Source organism: Streptomyces sp. NBC_00322, from assembly GCF_036147535.1.
GTDB lineage: Bacteria > Actinomycetota > Actinomycetes > Streptomycetales > Streptomycetaceae > Streptomyces.
In genome coordinates, this window is record NZ_CP108019.1 from 4,934,202 (window position 1) to 4,949,679 (window position 15,478).

Annotated in this window: 16 protein-coding genes and 1 pseudogene; 11 read left to right on the plus strand and 6 right to left on the minus strand. The window is 70.4% G+C overall.

Going from position 1 to position 15,478, the window contains the following annotated elements; translation table 11 throughout:
- Positions 1–17: 17 nt before the first annotated feature.
- From OG905_RS22500 to OG905_RS22520, 5 genes are all read right to left on the minus strand, one after another.
- Complete coding sequence (locus tag OG905_RS22500) at positions 18–251, minus strand: DUF397 domain-containing protein (protein ID WP_328676461.1); 234 nt, start codon at positions 249–251, stop codon at positions 18–20.
- A 94-nt stretch (positions 252–345) separates the two neighbouring features.
- A complete protein-coding gene (locus tag OG905_RS22505) occupies positions 346–648 on the minus strand; it encodes a hypothetical protein (RefSeq protein WP_328676462.1) in 303 nt (100 codons plus the stop codon).
- A 32-nt stretch (positions 649–680) separates the two neighbouring features.
- Positions 681–1,511: a helix-turn-helix domain-containing protein gene (locus OG905_RS22510; protein WP_328676464.1), complete on the minus strand. Its 831-nt coding sequence runs from the start codon at positions 1,509–1,511 to the stop codon at positions 681–683.
- Positions 1,508–2,032, minus strand: a complete 525-nt coding sequence (locus OG905_RS22515) for a DUF6879 family protein (RefSeq protein ID WP_328676466.1) — start codon at positions 2,030–2,032, stop codon at positions 1,508–1,510. Before OG905_RS22515 ends, OG905_RS22510 begins: the two co-directional genes overlap by 4 nt.
- Positions 2,016–2,207, minus strand: coding sequence for a hypothetical protein (locus OG905_RS22520; protein ID WP_328676467.1), 192 nt, complete (start codon positions 2,205–2,207; stop codon positions 2,016–2,018). The genes OG905_RS22515 and OG905_RS22520 overlap by 17 nt, the downstream gene beginning before the upstream one ends.
- 264 nt (positions 2,208–2,471) lie before the next feature.
- Between OG905_RS22520 and OG905_RS22525 the strand changes: the two genes are divergently transcribed.
- Both OG905_RS22525 and OG905_RS22530 read left to right on the plus strand, forming a co-directional pair.
- Complete coding sequence (locus tag OG905_RS22525; protein WP_328676468.1) at positions 2,472–2,807, plus strand: PadR family transcriptional regulator; 336 nt, start codon at positions 2,472–2,474, stop codon at positions 2,805–2,807.
- Positions 2,804–3,832: a hypothetical protein gene (locus OG905_RS22530; protein WP_328676469.1), complete on the plus strand. Its 1,029-nt coding sequence runs from the start codon at positions 2,804–2,806 to the stop codon at positions 3,830–3,832. Before OG905_RS22525 ends, OG905_RS22530 begins: the two co-directional genes overlap by 4 nt.
- Before the next feature lie 39 nt (positions 3,833–3,871).
- Here the strand turns inward: OG905_RS22530 and OG905_RS22535 are convergent.
- Positions 3,872–4,186 (minus strand): annotated as a pseudogene (locus OG905_RS22535) (helix-turn-helix domain-containing protein); the annotation flags it as partial.
- 96 nt (positions 4,187–4,282) lie between these two features.
- Between OG905_RS22535 and OG905_RS22540 the strand changes: the two are divergent.
- The 9 genes from OG905_RS22540 to OG905_RS22580 all read left to right on the plus strand — a co-directional run bounded on the left by OG905_RS22540 (position 4,283) and on the right by OG905_RS22580 (position 15,360).
- On the plus strand, positions 4,283–5,227 hold the full coding sequence (locus OG905_RS22540; protein WP_443043970.1) for an EamA family transporter: 945 nt from the start codon (positions 4,283–4,285) through the stop codon (positions 5,225–5,227).
- Positions 5,228–5,304: 77 nt separating this feature from the next.
- Entirely contained in the window at positions 5,305–6,093 is a 789-nt protein-coding gene (locus OG905_RS22545) for a TIGR03084 family metal-binding protein (protein WP_328676471.1), read from the plus strand.
- A gap of 3 nt (positions 6,094–6,096) precedes the next feature.
- Positions 6,097–7,770 (plus strand): acyclic terpene utilization AtuA family protein, encoded by a 1,674-nt coding sequence (locus tag OG905_RS22550; RefSeq protein ID WP_328676473.1) that lies wholly within the window; start codon positions 6,097–6,099, stop codon positions 7,768–7,770.
- Positions 7,767–9,365, plus strand: a complete 1,599-nt coding sequence (locus tag OG905_RS22555) for an acyl-CoA carboxylase subunit beta (protein ID WP_328676475.1) — start codon at positions 7,767–7,769, stop codon at positions 9,363–9,365. The genes OG905_RS22550 and OG905_RS22555 overlap by 4 nt, the downstream gene beginning before the upstream one ends.
- Before the next feature lie 7 nt (positions 9,366–9,372).
- Positions 9,373–11,277 (plus strand): acetyl/propionyl/methylcrotonyl-CoA carboxylase subunit alpha, encoded by a 1,905-nt coding sequence (locus tag OG905_RS22560; protein WP_328676477.1) that lies wholly within the window; start codon positions 9,373–9,375, stop codon positions 11,275–11,277.
- Positions 11,274–12,401 (plus strand): acyl-CoA dehydrogenase family protein, encoded by a 1,128-nt coding sequence (locus OG905_RS22565; protein WP_328676479.1) that lies wholly within the window; start codon positions 11,274–11,276, stop codon positions 12,399–12,401. The genes OG905_RS22560 and OG905_RS22565 overlap by 4 nt, the downstream gene beginning before the upstream one ends.
- A 48-nt stretch (positions 12,402–12,449) precedes the next feature.
- On the plus strand, positions 12,450–14,027 hold the full coding sequence (locus OG905_RS22570; protein WP_328676480.1) for a 4-coumarate--CoA ligase family protein: 1,578 nt from the start codon (positions 12,450–12,452) through the stop codon (positions 14,025–14,027).
- 20 nt (positions 14,028–14,047) lie between these two features.
- Positions 14,048–14,794 carry an enoyl-CoA hydratase family protein gene (locus OG905_RS22575; RefSeq protein ID WP_328682526.1) on the plus strand — a complete coding sequence of 249 codons (747 nt, stop codon included), beginning with the start codon at positions 14,048–14,050 and terminating at the stop codon, positions 14,792–14,794.
- The gene (locus tag OG905_RS22580) at positions 14,782–15,360 is read left to right on the plus strand and encodes a TetR/AcrR family transcriptional regulator (protein WP_328676482.1); all 579 of its coding nucleotides are present in this window, start codon (positions 14,782–14,784) and stop codon (positions 15,358–15,360) included. The genes OG905_RS22575 and OG905_RS22580 overlap by 13 nt, the downstream gene beginning before the upstream one ends.
- The last annotated feature ends 118 nt before the right edge of the window (positions 15,361–15,478 follow it).

Genomic DNA, 15,478 nt, shown 5'->3' on the forward strand with positions numbered 1-15,478 from the left:
GGGGCCGGGGCGGCTCGCTAGGCCGAGAGTCCGAACCGCTCCGGGTCGATCCCGGCGGCGTCCAGCTCGGCCGTGGTGAACCGGAGCGGCTGAACGCCCGGTTGCTTGCTGTCACCCAGAGCCCAGGCGTCCTCGCCGATGCGGGCGAGAGTCACGCAGGACTCGCCGTCGGGGTGGGTGTTGCCGCCGCAGGCCTTGGCGAAGGCGGCGCGGTCGATGGGGAGTGCGTACAGGTCGGTTCCGGTCTGCATGGGTATGCCTTCCTGATCGTCCGACGGCCACAGGGCGTGGCCGTCCCCCGCCCTTGGTCGGGCGGAAGTCATGGGGGTGTGAGGGGCGGCCGCCTCAGGTGGAGTGGGGGAGCTTGGACACCGTGACGCCGTGGCCCCGGGCGACGACGTGGGCGTGGTGCAGCGCCTGCAGGTTCGACGGCGGGTCGCCGACGGCGTTGGTCAGCCGCTCGTTCAGCAATTCGGCTTCCGAGGGGAGCAGGACCATTTCCGTGTCCGCCGCATGCCGACCGTTCTTCGTCAGCCAGATGGGAATGCGGATGTTCCCGTCTTCGTCTTTGTAGGCGGGGCGACTTGGAATGGGGTCCATTTGCCAACCCCTGGGAACGGGCTGCTGGTTGGGTGTCTCCTGCGGCATGGGTTCATCGTGGGGCCAGCACAGATGCCGCTCTAGTCTGTTTCCTGTTCCCGCAAGAATCCGTCCCGGATGCCTTCGACCATGCTCCGCATTCCATCGCCGGACAGGGCCACTTGCTCGAAGCCCTCGTACTTCTGTACGTAGAGAGCAACGTCTCTTGGATCGGTCACGACCACCTCGGCGTGAACGGTTTCTACGGTGACCATCCGGTCATCCCGGATCACAAAGGCGTGGTTGGCGAAGTCGTGCTGTCGCCCTTCCAAGGGAACTACGCGGATGTCCACGTGGGGGAGCCTGGAGACGGAGACGATCCGGTCCAGCTGTGCAGCCATCATCTGCGCTGAGACAATCCGCCAGCGGAGAACAGGTTCCGTGACAATGAACCGCAAGGTCTTTGTGTTGTCGTAAAGGATTTCCTGTCGTTCAAGTCTTCCGCAGAGAGTGCTGGTCAGGGATTCTTCGCTCAGGCTGTGCCGTTGCAGAACGGCCCTGATGTACTCCGGCGTCTGAAGCAGCCCTGGAACCAGCGCCGGTTGGAACAGTCGCAGCACCGACATCTGCGCCTCAAGAGCCTTTGTCGCTTGCTGGCCCTTATGGATCCCGGCTCGCTTCAACAGACGCCATGCCGTCGTCTCGGTGGCCGCAGTCCGCGCTGCTTCGGTGTACTCCGCCTTTATCTCGTCCGACACGCCAATGGCGGTCAGGACCCGTTCTACATCAGTTGTGCTCGGCTGAAGTTTCGCGTTCTCAATCTTGGACAGCTTGGACGGCGACATGAGTGCGCTGCGGGCCACTGCTTTGGCTTCCTTTCCGGATGCCTCTCGCAGTGCCCGCAGGGCTGCTCCAAGCTGCGCTCTGTTCACTCCCCGTACGTGGCCCACCAGTCTTTGAACGGCTCTGAATGGGCCAGCGCCGTCTCTCGATACTCGGCGAACTCGCGTGCTCGCCCTGCCTCGAGGACTTCTGCGCCGAGGAACGCCCCGGCCTCGTCGTACCCCAGTACCGCTGTGTCCGTCGAATCGAAGAGCCAGAAGTCGGGGACGCCATCAAGAGGGTTCGACTGCTCGGTCGTGTCGAGGATGAAGAACTCCTCGCCTCCGCTCATGTTCTTCTGGTAGCCCCAGCCGAGCTCAAACCGAAGATAGGGAGTTAGCGGGCGGGACAGGATATGTACGCGATACACACGCTTTCCCTTGCTTACGTGCGATTGGAGCTCGGCCACCCATTCCGCGTTGTAGGCCTCGGGTTGCGGCTCACCTGCCAGGAATGACTGGTAGGCGATGACGTTTCCGGACTTGCCGTAGTCATCCAGAGTCTCCAGTCGGAAGGCTTCCAGCTCGAAGTTGTCGAACAGCCCCGCGAACGTCTTAGATGAGCTGCTCACGAATCGCCTTCCGAATCAGTTCCATCGGAATTTCGACGAGGGTCTCATGCGCAGGAATGCGCAGCCCGTGGTCGGCGGGCGTTTCCCCTTGCACCAGCAGAGTGTCCCGGTCGGTGGCGTACAACGTCGGACAGTCCTTGAGTTCGCACGTGCTGATCAGCTTCGAGACCATCATCGTCTGGGTTCCCCTCTTCCCTGCCGACAGTGCCGCATGTCCTGCTCGATGCTCCCGAGGTGGAGACCCAAGGGTCAAGGGATCACAGTTGAGGGAACGGGAAACCGGGACCGTGTCACCCACATGGGGGCAGCTCACTGCGCCGCGGCCACCTCCCGCGCCGGCGCCCCCAGTTGCCCCGCCCCTGCGAGGTAGCGGTCTTCCTGTTTCCTGGACTAGTGTGATTCTCGAACTAGTCGAGACTTCGAGAGGGGGCTGGTCTTCATGGCCGTACCTCACCCGGCGTGGGTACGCGCATGCCTGCAGCTCTGCCTGCTGGGCGTCCTGGAAGCCGAAGGGCCCAGCTACGGCTACGCGTTGCTGACCCGCCTGTCGTCGGCCGGCCTCGGCAAAGTGAAGCCCGCGACCCTCTACCCCGCGCTGGCCCGCCTGGCGGAGGAAGGCGCCGTCGAGGTGCAGTGGGCGGCGGGAGAAGCCGGGCCGGGGCGCAAGTACTACCTCATCACCGAAGAGGGCCGAAGGCGCCTCGAGGACCAGCGCACGGCCTGGAAGGACTTCAGCACCACAGTGACGGCGCTCACGGGAGGGAAAGGACTATGACGGCGAACACCAGCATCCAGTGGACGCGGGACGAGGACGAGTGGTGGGCTGCCGCCTTCGAACTCGAACTCGTTCTGAAGCACAACCCCCAGAAGGGGCTGGCGGACCAGGCCCTCTCCGAGGTCCACGAGATGGTGACCGAGACCGGCAGGTCGGCGCGGGACCTGTTCGAAGACCCCCGGCAGTACGCAGCCTCGGTCGCGGCCGAACGCATCGACGAGGCGCACACGAGCAGGGTGGACCTGGCGGGTACGACGGCCGGTGAGCGGTTCACCGTCGGGCTCGCGGTTGCCGGGTTCACAGGAGTCCTGCTGAGCGTGATCGTCTGGGTCCGCGACGGGATATGGGCCCACGTGTCGTGGGCCATGCTGACCGGCGTCGGCGCGCTTGCCGCAGCCACAGTGGTCGCCTGTGTCGCGCTCGCTCTGCGCACCGCGGGCCGCGTGGCGGCGATGAGGGCGTGTCTCGGAGCGTTCGCGGTGGCGCTGGTGGGCGGAATCGCAGCAGCTTCCCTGCTGCCCCAAAACGCCCTGTTCTCGCTGCCCGCGCCGGTGCTGGTGGCGGCATCGGCAGCGGTGATGGCGGGCGCGCTCTGCCTGCCCGAGGGGACAGCAGACAGGTGGTTCGCCCCGGCCCGGGGCGGGGACAGCGCGGCGTGGCTCCGGCGCCTGAACGGGCTGCTGCGCGGACGTCACGGGATGTCGGCGCAGGATGCGCGCGGGCATGTGACCGAAGCCCGCTCACACCTGGCCACGGCACCGGAACTGACGGCGCAGGGGGAATTCGGCGATGTGGAGATCTACGCATCCCGGTTGGCCGGCGGTCCGGGCCGCGAGGGGCGGGCCCAGCGGCGACGGGTCCTTGCCGTCGGGCTGCTCGCCGCACTGATCGCCGTGGCGTGGAGCGACGAGCTGCGCAGTCCCGACGTGGCCTCGTACCGCTTCTGGGCCCCCTTGGTGCTCCTGGCGCTGTGTGCGGCCGACATCGTGCAGGTGTGGAGGGACCTCCAGCGCCACAAGCGGTGAAGGCACCGCTCGAACGGGGCCGCCACCTGGGGCCGCCTCGCTGGTGCACGGGCCGAGGGCGGACCAGGCGTAGCCCAGCCGCAGGGGCCAGTGGCGCAGGCGGGCCCGGTCGGGGGCCTCGTCGAACGCGGCGACCGCGGCCGCGGCCTTGTCGCGGAAGACGTGGCCCTGTGCGGTCAGGGCGAGATGGTGGGTGGAGCGGTCCACCAGCCGGTTGCCGAGGTGCGCTTCCAAGGCCGCGAGCGTGCGGGAGTCGGCCGGCTGTGTCAGGTGCAGCCTGGCTGCCGCCCTGGTCACGCTGGATTCCTCGGCGATGGCGAGAAAGCAGCGGAGATGGCGCAGCTCGATGCTCATGCGTGCGGAGCAAAACCGCAGCCCAGTCCGCATTTCACCCTTCGCGCACCGACCCGTAGCTTGGAGGGGGTCAGATTTCAGCCTGGGAGGTGTGCGGTGGACGAGACCCGTGCCGTGGTCGTCGCCAATGAGCCGGAGGCCGCTGCCGCACTGGAGGCGGGCGCTCCCGCAGCCGGCTCCCGCCGCGCGTCGGGGCCCGTGGCGCTCGTCGTCGCAGGTGCGCTCTCCGTGCAGTTCGGTGCCGCCATCGCCGTGCTGCTGATGCCGCGCGCCGGTGCCCTCGGTGTCGTGACGCTGCGGCTCGTCCTCGCCGCCCTCGTGCTGCTGGTGGTCTGCCGGCCCAAGCTTCGCGGGCACTCGCGCGCCGACTGGCGTACGGTCGTCGCCTTCGGTGCCGTCATGGCCGCCATGAACGTGCTCTTCTACCAGGCCGCCGACCGCATCCCGCTCGGCGCGGCCGTCACCTTCGAGGTGCTGGGCCCGCTCGTGCTCTCGGTGATCGTGTCGCGGCGGCTGGTCAATCTCGTCTGGGCGGGTCTCGCGCTCGGCGGTGTGCTCCTGCTCAGCGGCGGCGGCTTCGACCGGCTCGACCCCGTGGGCGCGGCCTTCGCGCTCTCGGCGGGCGCGATGTGGGCGGCGTACATCGTCTTCAGCGCCCGTACCGGGCGGCGCTTCCCGCAGGCCGACGGGCTCGCGCTGGCGATGGCGGTCGGGGCGGTGCTGAGTCTGCCGCTGGGGCTCGCGGAGGCCGGGTCCAAGCTGGTCGTGCCCTCCACGCTCGGGCTGGGGCTCGCCGTCGCGCTGATGTCGTCCGTCCTTCCGTACACCCTTGAGCTGCTCGCGCTGCGCCGCCTGCCCGCGCCGACCTTCGCGGTGCTGATGAGCCTGGAGCCGGCGATCGCGGCGACGGCCGGGTTCCTCGTACTGCATCAAGCCCTTTCCGCGGTCGACGCGTTGGCGATCGCGCTGGTCATCGCGGCGAGCATGGGCGCGGTGCGCACTCAGGTGGCCGGAAAGGCACCGGGCGACCTCAAAAAGTAAAGCAAGCATGCTTGCTTGTTTTCGCTCGCGCTGCCATGCTCCGGGGCACACAACGTCGTGTCCCGAGGGAGCGCACCGTGTCCGACCCGGCCGTCGTACTCGACGATCTGCGCAGCGAGAGCAATCAACTTGACCAGCTGGTAGGGGAGTTGACCGACGAGCAGTGGGGGCGCCCCACCCCCGCGCCCCGATGGACCGTCGCCCACCAGATCGCCCATCTCGCCTGGACCGACGCGGCAGCGTTGCTCGCCGTCACCGACCGCGAGGCCTTCGGCGCCCAGGTCGAGAAGGCGCTCAAAGCGCCTGACGACTTCGTCGACGAGGGCGCCGAGGAGGGTGCCGCGCTGCCGCCCGCCGAGCTGCTGGCCCGCTGGCGCGCCGGACGCGAGCAGCTGCAGCAGACCCTGCGCGCGGCACCTGCCGGAGCGCGTTTCCCCTGGTACGGGCCGCCGATGAGCGTCGCATCGATGGCGACGGGACGCCTGATGGAGACCTGGGCGCACGGCCAGGACATCGCCGACGCGCTCGGCGCCGTACGCGAACCGACCCCCCGCCTGCGGCATGTCGCGTACATCGGGGTCAGGGCACGCGACTACGCCTTCGGAGTACGCGGCCTCACCCCGCCCGCCGAGCCGTTCCGCGTCGAGCTGACCGCGCCGGACGGGGAGCTGTGGGTGTACGGACCCGAGGACGCCGCCCAGCGGGTCACCGGGCCCGCGCTCGACTTCTGCCTCCTGGTGACCCAGCGCGCGCACCGCGCCGACCTCGCCGTACGCGCCAAGGGCGCCGACGCCGACCGGTGGCTCGACATCGCGCAGGCCTTCGCCGGTCCAGCAGGACCGGGGCGCGAACAGAAGGAGGCGTAAAGCGTGCTGCGCATCGGAAATGCCTCCGGCTTCTACGGCGACCGCTTCGACGCCGTGAAGGAAATGCTCACAGGCGGGCCCCTCGACATCCTGACCGGCGACTATCTCGCCGAGCTCACCATGCTCATCCTCGGCCGCGACCGGCTGAAAGACCCCCGCCTCGGCTACGCCAAGACCTTCCTGCGGCAGCTGGAGGAAAGCCTCGGCCTCGCCCAGGACCGCGGAGTGAAGATCGTCGCCAACGCGGGCGGGCTCAACCCGGCCTCACTCGCCGACGCCGTACGCGAACTGGCCGACCGCGTCGGCGTCCCCGTCAAGGTCGCCCACGTCGAGGGCGACGACCTCGCCGACCGCTTCCCCGGCGCCCTCAGTGCCAACGCCTACCTCGGCGGCGCAGCAATCGCGAAGTGCCTGCGCGCCGGGGCCGACGTCGTCGTCACCGGCCGGGTCACCGACGCCGCCCTCGTCACCGGGCCCGCGGCCGCGCACTTCGGCTGGGGGCCCGAGGACTACGACGCGCTCGCGGGCGCGGTCGTCGCCGGGCACGTACTCGAATGCGGCACCCAGGCCACCGGCGGCAACTACTCCTTCTTCAGCGGCCATGACGTACGCCGCCCCGGCTTCCCCCTCGCCGAGATCCACGCCGACGGTACGAGCGTCATCACCAAGCACGAGGGCACCGGCGGCCTCGTCGACGTCGGCACGGTCACCGCGCAGCTGCTGTACGAGACCGGAGGCGCGCGCTATGCCGGACCGGACGTCACCGCGCGCCTGGACACCGTACGGCTGGCGCAGGACGGCGAGGACCGGGTGCGGATCTCCGGCGTACGCGGCGAAGCCCCGCCGCCCACCCTCAAGGTCGGCCTCAACCGCATCGGCGGCTGGCGCAACGAGGTCGTGTTCGTGCTCACCGGGCTCGACATCGAGGCCAAGGCCCGCCTGGTGCGCGAACAGCTCGACGACGCCTTCGGCAAGCACCGCCCCGCCGAGGTCCGCTGGGAGCTGGCCCGCACCGAGCGGCCCGACGGCGACACGGAGGAGCGCGCCAGCGCCTATCTGCGCCTCGTCGTGCGCGACAGTGACCCCGGCAAGGTGGGGCGTGCGGTGAGCGGCGCGGCGATCGAGCTGGCGCTCGGCAGCTACCCGGGCTTCCATGTGACGGCCCCGCCCGGCAAGGGCGCGCCGTACGGGGTCTTCGAGGCCGAGTACATCGACGCGGCCGAGGTGACGCACACGGCCGTACTGCCCGACGGGCGCCGGATCACGGTGCCCACTCCCGTACGCACGAAGGACGTCGAGCCGGTCCCGGACGAGGGCGGGCTGCCCGCGAAACTGCCCGACGGGCCGCGACGGGCCGCGCCCCTCGGGCTGATCGCCGGCGCCCGCAGCGGCGACAAGGGAGGCGACGCCAACGTCGGGGTGTGGGCGCGCTCCGACGAAGCCTGGCGCTGGCTCGCCCACGAGCTGACCGTCAACCGCTTCCGCGCGCTGCTCCCGGAGACCGCCGAACTGACCGTCGTACGCCATGTCCTGCCGAATCTGCGCGCTCTGAACTTCACCGTCGAGGGGATCCTCGGCGAAGGCGTCGCCGCGCAGGCCCGCTTCGACCCGCAGGCCAAGGCGCTCGGCGAGTGGCTGCGCTCGCGCTACGTCGACATCCCGGAGGTATTGCTGTGACCGTGCTCGCCTCGGCCGTCGACCCCACGGGGCCCGAGTACGCCGCCCGCCGCGAGGCCATGCTCGGCCGGCTCACCGAGCTGGAGGCCGAGCACGCGAAGGCGCTCGCGGGCGGCGGCGAGAAGTACGTCGCCCGGCACCGGGCGCGCGGAAAGCTCCTCGCGCGCGAGCGCATCGAGCTGCTGCTGGACCCCGACACGCCCTTCCTGGAACTGTCCCCGCTCGCCGCGTGGGGCAGCGACTATCCCGTCGGCGCGTCGATGGTCACCGGCATCGGCGTGGTCGAGGGCGTCGAGTGCCTCATCACGGCCAACGACCCGACCGTGCGCGGCGGGGCGTCCAACCCCTGGACGCTGAAGAAGGCCCTGCGCGCCAACGAGATCGCGTACGCCAACCGGCTGCCCTGCATCTCGCTCGTCGAGTCCGGCGGGGCGGATCTGCCGTCCCAGAAGGAGATCTTCATTCCCGGCGGGGCGCTGTTCCGGGATCTGACGAGGCTGTCGGCGGCCGGGATCCCGACGATCGCGGTCGTCTTCGGCAACTCGACTGCCGGAGGCGCGTACGTCCCCGGCATGTCCGACCACACCATCATGATCAAGGAGCGGTCGAAGGTCTTCCTGGGCGGGCCGCCGCTGGTGAAGATGGCGACGGGCGAGGAGAGCGACGACGAGTCGCTCGGCGGCGCGGAGATGCACGCCCGTACGTCCGGACTCGCCGACTACTTCGCGGTCGACGAGGCGGACGCGCTGCGGCAGGCGCGACGCGTGGTCGCCCGCCTCAACTGGCGCAAGGCGCACGGCGAGCCGGGGCCCGTCGAGCCGCCCAAGTACGCGGAGGAGGAGCTGCTCGGGATCGTGCCCGAGGATCTCAAGACTCCTTTCGACCCGCGCGAGGTCGTCGCGCGGATCGTCGACGGCTCGGACTTCGACGAGTTCAAACCGCTGTACGGGCCGAGCCTGGTGACCGGGTGGGCGCGGCTGCATGGCTATCCGGTGGGCGTGCTGGCCAACGCGCAGGGCGTGCTCTTCTCGGCGGAGTCCCAGAAGGCGGCGCAGTTCATCCAGTTGGCGAATCAGCGCGATGTGCCGCTGGTCTTCCTGCACAACACCACCGGCTACATGGTCGGCAAGGAGTACGAGCAGGGCGGCATCATCAAGCACGGCGCGATGATGATCAACGCGGTGTCGAACTCGAAGGTCCCGCATCTGTCGGTGCTGATGGGCGCCTCGTACGGGGCCGGGCACTACGGCATGTGCGGACGGGCGTACGACCCGCGCTTCCTCTTCGCCTGGCCCAGCGCCAAGTCCGCGGTGATGGGGCCGCAGCAGCTCGCGGGCGTGCTGTCGATCGTGGCGCGCGCCTCGGCGGCCGCGAAGGGGCAGCCGTACGACGATGAGGCGGACGCGGGGCTGCGCGCGATGGTCGAGCAGCAGATCGAGGCGGAGTCGCTTCCGATGTTCCTCTCCGGGCGGCTGTACGACGACGGCGTGATCGACCCCCGCGACACCCGTACGGTCCTCGGACTGTGCCTGTCCGCGATCCACACGGCACCGGTCGAAGGCGCGCGCGGCGGCTTCGGCGTCTTCCGGATGTGAGGCACTGATGATCTCCACTCTGCTGGTCGCGAACCGGGGCGAGATCGCCTGCCGGGTCTTTCGCACCTGCCGCGAGCTGGGCATCGCGACGGTCGCGGTGTACTCGGACGCGGACGCGTCGGCACTGCACGTGCGGGAGGCGGACGCGGCGGTACGACTGCCGGGGGCGGCGCCCGCGGACACGTATCTGCGCGGCGACCTGATCGTGAAGGCGGCGCTGGCGGCGGGCGCGGACGCGGTGCATCCCGGGTACGGATTCCTGTCGGAGAACGCGGAGTTCGCCAGGGCGGTGACGGACGCGGGCCTGGTCTGGATCGGGCCGCCGCCCTCGGCCATCGAGGCGATGGCGTCCAAGACGCGCGCGAAGGAACTGATGGGCGGCGCGCCCCTCGACCCCGCGACGGTCACGGAGGCGGACCTGCCGCTGCTGGTCAAGGCGGCGGCGGGGGGCGGCGGGCGCGGCATGCGCGTGGTGCGCGCACTGTCCTCTCTGGGCGCCGAGTTGGAGGCGGCCCGCTCCGAGGCGGCGTCGGCCTTCGGCGACGGCGAGGTGTTCCTGGAGCCGTACGTCGAACACGGGCGCCATGTGGAAGTCCAGGTGCTGGCGGACGCGTACGGGACGGTGTGGGCGCTGGGGACGCGCGACTGCTCGCTCCAGCGGCGCCACCAGAAGGTCATCGAGGAGTCCCCGGCGCCGGGACTGCCCACCGACCTGGTCGCCTCGCTCCACGAGTCGGCGGTGACGGCGGCGCGGGCGGTGGGCTACCGGGGCGCGGGCACGGTGGAGTTCCTGATCTCCCCGGAGGGTCGCGCCCACTTCCTGGAGATGAACACCCGCCTCCAGGTCGAACACCCGGTGACGGAGGCGGTGTTCGGCCTTGACCTGGTGGCGCTCCAACTGCGCGTCGCCGAGGGTTCGCGGCTCCCGTCAACACCGCCGGAGGCCAGGGGCCACGCGGTGGAGGCGAGGCTGTACGCGGAGGACCCGGCGACGGGGTGGACGCCGCAGACGGGGGTGCTGCGGGCCCTCGACGTACCGGACGTCCCCGGACTGCGCGTTGATGCCGGGTACGCCGCCGGGGACTCCATCGGGGTGCACTACGACCCCATGATCGCCAAGGTCATCGCCTGGGCACCCACCCGCGACGCCGCCGTGCGGCTGCTCGCGCAGGCCCTGCGGCGGGCGCGCGTGCACGGGCCCGTGACCAATCGGGCTCTGCTCGTGCGGTCCCTGGAGCATCCCGACTTCACCGGCGCCCGGCTCGACACCGGGTTCTACGAGCGGCACCTCGATGCCCTCACCGCGCCCGCCGACGGGGAGCGGTACGCCGCGGTCGCGGCCGCTGTCGCCGATGCCGCCGCCCGGCCCGGAGCCTGGCGGAATCTGCACTCGCAGCCGCAGGTCAAGGGCTACGGCGACCACGAGGTCCGGTATCGCCGAACCCGCGGCGGCGGGTTCGAACTCGTCGACGATCCCGGCGTGCGCGTCGTCGACGCCCGGCCGGACCGGGTGCGGCTCGAGATCGACGGGGTCGTGCGGCCCTTCGACGTCACCGATCACGGTGACGGGTACGTCCATATCGACAGCCCCACCGGCGCGCACGCGCTCGCCGTGCGGCCGCGGTTCACCGATCCGCAGGACCGGGCCGAGCCCGGATCGCTGCTCGCGCCGATGCCCGGGACCGTCGTCCGCGTCGGGGACGGGCTCGCCGCGGGGGCCAAGGTCACCCAGGGGCAGCCGCTCGTATGGCTGGAGGCCATGAAGATGGAGCACCGCATCCTCTCGCCCGCCTCCGGCATCCTCACCGCGCTCCACGCCGTACCCGGCCGTCAGGTCGAGGTCGGCGCCCCGCTCGCCGTCGTCAACGAAGTAATGGCGGAAGCCACACAGGAGGAGGACACCGCGTCATGACCATCGAGAGCCAGGAACACACCGCACTGCGCGCCGCCGTCGCCGCGCTCGGACAGCGCCACGGCCGGGGCTACGAACGCGAACAGCTGTGGGCCGAGGCCGCCAAGCTCGGCTATCTCGGCGTGAACCTCCCCGAGGAGCACGGCGGCGGCGGAGGCGGCATGGCCGAACTGTCCATCGTCCTTGAGGAGTTGGGCGCCGCGGGCTGTCCGCTCCTCATGATGGTCGTCTCACCCGCCATCTGCGGCACGGTCATCGCCCGGTTCGGCACGACGGAGCAGAAGCAGCAGTGGCTGCCCGGTCTCGCCGACGGCAGCCTCACCATGGCCTTCGGCATCACCGAGCCCGACGCCGGGTCCAATTCGCACCGGATCACGACCACCGCGCGCCGTGACGGCGACGGCTGGGTGCTCACCGGGCGCAAGGTCTTCATCTCGGGCGTGGACCTCGCTGACGCGACCCTCATCGTCGGCCGCACCGAAGACGCCCGCACGGGCAAGCTCAAGCCCTGCCTCTTCATCGTCCCCCGCGACGCCGAAGGCTTCCAGCGCTCGCAGATCGACATGGAACTGCAGGCCCAGGAGAAGCAGTTCGAGCTGGTCCTCGACGATGTACGCCTGCCCGCCGAAGCGCTCGTGGGGGACGAGGACGCCGGTCTCCTCCAGCTCTTCGCCGGGCTCAACCCCGAGCGCATCATGACCGCCGCCTTCGCCATCGGGATGGGACGGTACGCACTCGCCCGCGCCATCGACTACGCCAAGACCCGCCAGGTCTGGAAGGAGCCCATCGGCGCCCACCAGGCCATCGCCCACCCCCTCGCCCAGGCCCACATCGAGCTCGAACTCGCCCGCCTGATGATGCAGAAGGCCGCGGCCCTCTACGACGCCGGCGACGACATCGGCGCGGGCGAGGCCGCCAACATGGCCAAGTACGCGGCCGGTGAAGCCTGTGTGAAGGCCGTCGACCAGGCCGTCCACACCCTCGGCGGCAACGGCCTGACCCGGGAGTACGGCCTCGCCTCCCTCATCACCGCCGCCAGGGTCGCCCGGATCGCCCCGGTCAGCCGCGAGATGATCCTCAATTACGTATCCCACCAGTCCCTGGGTCTCCCCAAGTCCTACTGACAAAGGAGATTCTGGGCGTCCACCCGGAGGACACAGCGAGGGGCCACGATGGTGTTCCAGAGCGAGTACGCAGATGTCACGCCCGTCACCGAGCCGATCCACGACGCGGTGCTCGGCCGAGCAGCCGAGTACGGCGACGCAATCGCCCTGATCGACGGCGTGAACGGCACCACCGTCACGTACGCGCAGCTCGACCTGTTCCACCGGCGCATCGCCGCCGCCCTCGCCGACGCGGGCCTGCGCAAGGGCGACGTCCTCGCGCTGCACAGCCCCAACACCGTCGCCTACCCCTCCGTCTTCTACGGGGCGACCCGCGCCGGCGCCTCGGTCACCACCGTCCATCCGCTCGCCACGGCGGAGGAGTTCGCCAAGCAGCTGCGTGACTCCTCCGCCCGCTGGATCGTCACCGTCTCACCGCTGCTCGAAGTCGCCCGCAGGGCCGCCGAGCTGGCCGCGGGCATCGAGGAGATCTTCGTCTGCGACCGCGCCGACGGGCATGTGAGCATCCTCGACATGCTCGGCGGGACCGCACCCGAGCCGGACGTCGTCATCGACCCGGCCAAGGACATCGCCGCCCTGCCGTACTCCTCGGGCACCACCGGCATCCCCAAGGGCGTGATGCTGACGCACCGCTCGATCGCCACCAACCTCGCCCAGCTCCACCCGCTGATGCCGATGGGTCCCGGCGACCGCATCCTCGCCGTACTGCCGTTCTTCCACATCTACGGACTCACCGCGCTGATGAACGCGCCGCTGCGGCAGGGCGCCACCGTCGTCGTACTGCCCCGCTTCGAGCTGGAGACCTTCCTCGCGGCGATCGAGAAGCACCGCATCAACGCGATCTACGTCGCCCCGCCGATCGTCCTCGCCCTCGCCAAGCACCCGGCGGTCGCGACGTTCGACCTGTCCTCGCTGGAATACATCATCAGCTCGGCCGCACCCCTGGACGCCGAACTGGCCGCGGCCTGCTCCAAGCGGCTCGGGCTGCCGCCCATCGGCCAGGCGTACGGAATGACCGAACTCTCGCCCGGCACCCACCTCGTCCCCAAGGGCGCCGAGAACCCGCCGCCCGGCACCGTCGGCAAACTCATCGCGTCGACCGAGATGCGGATCTGTTCCCTCGACGACCCCGGCAAGGACGCCGCACCCGGTGAGGAGGGCGAGATCGCGATCCGCGGCCCGCAGGTGATGAAGGGCTATCTCGGACGCCCCGAGGACACCGCGCAGATGATCGACGCCGACGGCTGGCTGCACACCGGCGACATAGGCCGGGTCGACGACGGCTGGCTCTTCGTCGTCGACCGGGTCAAGGAACTCATCAAGTACAAGGGCTTCCAGGTCGCGCCCGCCGAGCTGGAGGCGCTGCTGCTCACCCACGAGGGCATCGCGGACGCGGCGGTGATCGGCGTGTACGACGAGAACGGGAACGAGATCCCCAAGGCGTACGTCGTAAGGCAGCCGGCCGCCGAAGACCTCACCGAGGACGGCATCATCGTCTTCGTCGCCGAGCGCGTCGCGCCGTACAAGAAGATCCGCCGCGTCGAATTCATCGGCGCGGTTCCCCGCGCCGTGTCGGGAAAGATCCTCAGGCGTGAACTGAGGGACCGGGAGAGGGAGAACACGTGACGGAAAGCCTGCCGGAAGGCATGACGGAACGCCCGCCGCTTCTCGCCACCGCACACGAACGCAGCATCGCCACCCTGACGCTGGACTCGCCGGACAACCGCAACGCCCTGTCGGCGCGGCTGGTCGGCGAGCTGGCGCAGGCGCTGGCGGACTGCGCCAAGGACGAGTCCGTACGGGCCGTGGTGCTCACCCACACCGGGTCCACGTTCAGCGCGGGCGCGGACCTGAAGGCCCCGCCCAACCCGTACACCTTCGTCGGCCTGCTGCGGCAGATCGTCACCCTGCCCAAACCGGTCGTCGCCCGCGTCACCGGGCACGTCCGGGCGGGGGGCCTCGGCCTGCTGGGGGCGTGCGACATCGCGGCCGGCGCCACAGGCGCGGACTTCGCGTTCACGGAGGTACGCATCGGGGTCGCGCCCGCCGTCATCTCTCTGCCCCTGCTGCCACGCATGGACCCGCGCGCGGCCGAGCGCTACTACCTCACCGGTGAGCGCTTCGACGCGGCCGAGGCGGCCCGCACCGGACTGCTCACCCTCGCCGCCGACGACGTGGACGCGGCGCTCGCCCCGGTGCTCGACGGGCTGCGCAGAGCATCCCCGCAGGGCCTCGCCGCATCGAAGGAACTGCTCGCGGCCAGGGTGCTGGAGGCCTTCGACCGGGACGCCGAGGACCTGGTGCAGCGCTCGGCGTCCCTGTTCGCGTCCGCCGAGGCCCGCGAGGGGATGACGGCCTTCCTCGAACGACGGGACCCCGCATGGGTGCGGTGACCTCCCCCAAGCAGGACCGCAGCCGGGCGACCCGGCAGCGACTCCTGGAGGCCGCGGTGTCCTGCCTCGCCGAACACGGCTGGGCGGGCTCCACCGTCTCGGTGGTCGCAGAGCGGGCGGGAGTCTCACGGGGCGCGGCGCAGCACCACTTCCCGACCAGGGAGGACCTGTTCACGGCGGCCGTCGAGTACGTCGCGGAAGAGCGCTCGCAGGCACTGCGAGAGCTCCCCACGCAGGACCGCACGGCGGTGTTCGCCGCGCTCGTCGACCTCTACACGGGCCCGCTGTTCCGGGCCGCCCTGCATCTGTGGGTCGCGGCATCCAACGAGGAGCAGCTGCGCTCACGGGTCACGGAACTGGAGGCCAGAGTCGGCCGCGAGACCCACCGGATCGCGGTCCAGCTGCTGGAGGTCGACGAGTCCGTGCCCGGGGTGCGGGAGACGGTCCAGGGCCTGCTGGACATGGCCCGCGGGCTGGGCCTGGCGAATCTGCTGACGGACGACGCGGCGCGGCGGAAGCGGGTGGTGGCGCAGTGGGCGGCACTGCTGGAGGAAGCCCTGGGCTGACAGCGATGCCCCTGTGACCCGTGCCACGCATATTTGGCGGGCCCGGCAGTACCCTGGGCGAATGCTTCTGCTCGTACGACGCCGCCACGTGGACTACGTCCGCGTCACGAGCATGGGC